Source organism: Arsukibacterium sp. (assembly GCF_033722355.1).
Lineage (GTDB): Bacteria > Pseudomonadota > Gammaproteobacteria > Enterobacterales > Alteromonadaceae > Alishewanella.
Map to the genome: position 1 here is coordinate 1 of NZ_JAWVZF010000258.1, position 2,414 is coordinate 2,414.

The window sequence follows — 2,414 nt, forward strand, 5'->3', positions numbered from 1 at the left end:
CCGGTTTCATTAAGCGGATACCCCTATGTATATTTGTCCCCTGTGCCGCGAGCCACTTAAGCTAACTGGTCGCCAGTATCAGTGCTCTAAGCATCATAGTTTTGATCTTGCCAGAGAAGGTTATATTAACCTGTTACCGGTGCAACAGAAGAATTCGAAAGATCCCGGTGATAATAAACAGATGATTGAAGCCCGCCGGGCATTTTTGCAAAGTGGTGCCTATCAGCCATTATCAGACGCTGTTAATACGCTGCTGGTCCAAACGACACCGGCAACCGTGCTCGACCTGGGTTGTGGTGAAGGCTATTACAGCGGCCGGTTGCAGCAGGCGCTGAGCCAGACCACCATACAGGCGGGTATTGATATCTCTAAAGCCGCCATCAAATATGCTGCCCGCCATTATCCGGCTATTCACTTCGCGGTCGCCAGCGCCTATCAGTTGCCGTTTGCTGCCAGAAGCTTTGACAGCGTGCTGAGAATTTACGCACCATCAGATAACGCTGAGCTGCAACGGGTGATACGGCCACAGGGCTATCTTATCAGTGTCAGCCCCGGGCCTGAGCATTTAGTTGAAATGAAACAGGCCGTTTATCCTAACGTCAGGCTGCACAGTGCTGAGATAAAGCAAGAGCCTGGTTTTGTGCATATTACGCGGCAACAACTTAACTACACGCTTGCAATCAGCGAGCCGCAGCAGCTGGATAACCTGTTGCAGATGGTGCCGCTGGCCTGGAAGTTCAGCAATGAGCAGCGGCAGGCGTTTGTCACTGCCACCCAAAGTATCAGTATCGACTTTCTGCTCGATGTTTATCAGCTAGCCTGAACTGCCGGGCCGCTGCTACCAGTGGTCAGTGCTATCAGCACCGGCTCTGATCTGCTGCAGTTGCCTTACAGGTTGCGACTCTGGCATTATCCTGCTGCTCAAGGGCACTGAACATCGAGGCCCAGAAAGTGGTGCTCAGCTTATTTACCACATTCGACTCGGCATTCAGTAGAATAACCAGCCCCAGCTCACGCTCCCGTGAATATGCCAGTTCAGCCCGAAAGCCCTGCACCCAGCCACCATGGTAAATAAGTTGCTCACTGCCAAACTGATACACCCGCCAGCCGAGCGCATAATGGGCGTCTTTAATGTAATTACGCCACTGGGCCCGGCGCAAATCGCGCGGGGTTTTCACCCGTTTTTCAATAATTTTATCCAGCACTTTTTGGGGCATTACCTGCGGGTAATAACCCAGCTGAGCAATCAGCCAGTGGCTTAAGTCTATTACGCTGGCATTCACCCCGGCAGCGGGTGCAAAACGGTAATAACTCTGATTCACATTACGTGAATGCCAGCGGCCACGGGCCCGGATGTGCGGACTGGCCCGGTTTTCATTCAGCAAGTAAGCTTCCAGACCAACAGACGCTGTTGGCAGCTGCAAGGGCTCAAAAATATTTTTTTTCAGTAAACTGGCGTAATCGCTGCTGGTGGTCTGGCTGATGATGGGCTCAATCAGGCTGAATAATACATTCTGATAACCGTAGCATTGGCCCGGGTTACACAAAGGGTCAATTTTCTGAAACTGCGGTAAAATCCGCTCCGGCAAAATATTGGCTTCGATCAGGTTGTCATAGGCATTAGGCATCACACCGCTGCTTTGCGACAACAGATGCTCAATTTTCAGTTGCGGATTATAGCGGGCATTTTTAAAAGAAAACTCCGGAATATACTGCACCACTGACTCGTCCCAGCGAAAATGGCCGCGCTCCTCCAGCAGACTGGCCAGCCCGGCCGCAAAGGTTTTAGACACCGATGCAATCCGGAACACAGTATAAGGGTCAACCGGCTTGTCGCCGTCAATATCCCTGACACCATAGCCTTTAGCACTGATAATTTTGTTCTGATATACCACCGCATAGGCCGCACCGGGAATAGCATGCTCTTTCATCTGCTGATTAAAATAGCGATCAAACTCTGCCAACTCTGTCGCCAAAGGTCCTGCTACTGTCTGCCCTGGCGAAAAGGGTTCAGCAACAGGCTGCTGTGCCTTTACTGCGGCAGGCAACAACATTAATAAATTCATTAGTACTACAGCTGAAAATACCCGAATCAAAATAACCTCAAATTTATCATTGCCGGCAGTTTTACCTTGCTGCTCCGGTACCGGTTAACCCGTTAGCCGAGCCGCTCATTAATATGGCGCTGCAAGGTACCATTAAAGTTAAGCTCCGCCAACCGATGAACGGCCGCCGGCAATTTGGCATAGCAGCGCTATACAGGACACTAACCAGCCCTGTTCAGGCCGGCTTAAATAAACGCCAGTACCAGCAAGCGGATCCAAATCAGCCATAATGCCAGGCAGCCGAGCAAAAACACCCGAAACCGCAGCCTGACGTTATTGCTGCCAATATGAACCACAGTATGCCAGTAA

At 50.9% G+C, this 2,414-nt stretch carries 2 protein-coding genes; one reads left to right on the top strand and one right to left on the bottom strand.

Going from position 1 to position 2,414, the window contains the following annotated elements:
- Positions 1 to 25: 25 nt before the first annotated feature.
- Positions 26 to 823, top strand: a complete 798-nt coding sequence (rlmA, locus tag R3177_RS14550) for a 23S rRNA (guanine(745)-N(1))-methyltransferase (RefSeq protein ID WP_318971727.1) — start codon at positions 26 to 28, stop codon at positions 821 to 823.
- Positions 824 to 857: 34 nt separating this feature from the next.
- Here rlmA and R3177_RS14555 read toward each other — a convergent pair whose 3' ends face one another.
- On the bottom strand, positions 858 to 2,066 hold the full coding sequence (locus tag R3177_RS14555) for a serine hydrolase domain-containing protein (protein ID WP_318971728.1): 1,209 nt from the start codon (positions 2,064 to 2,066) through the stop codon (positions 858 to 860).
- Between the last annotated feature and the right edge of the window lie 348 nt (positions 2,067 to 2,414).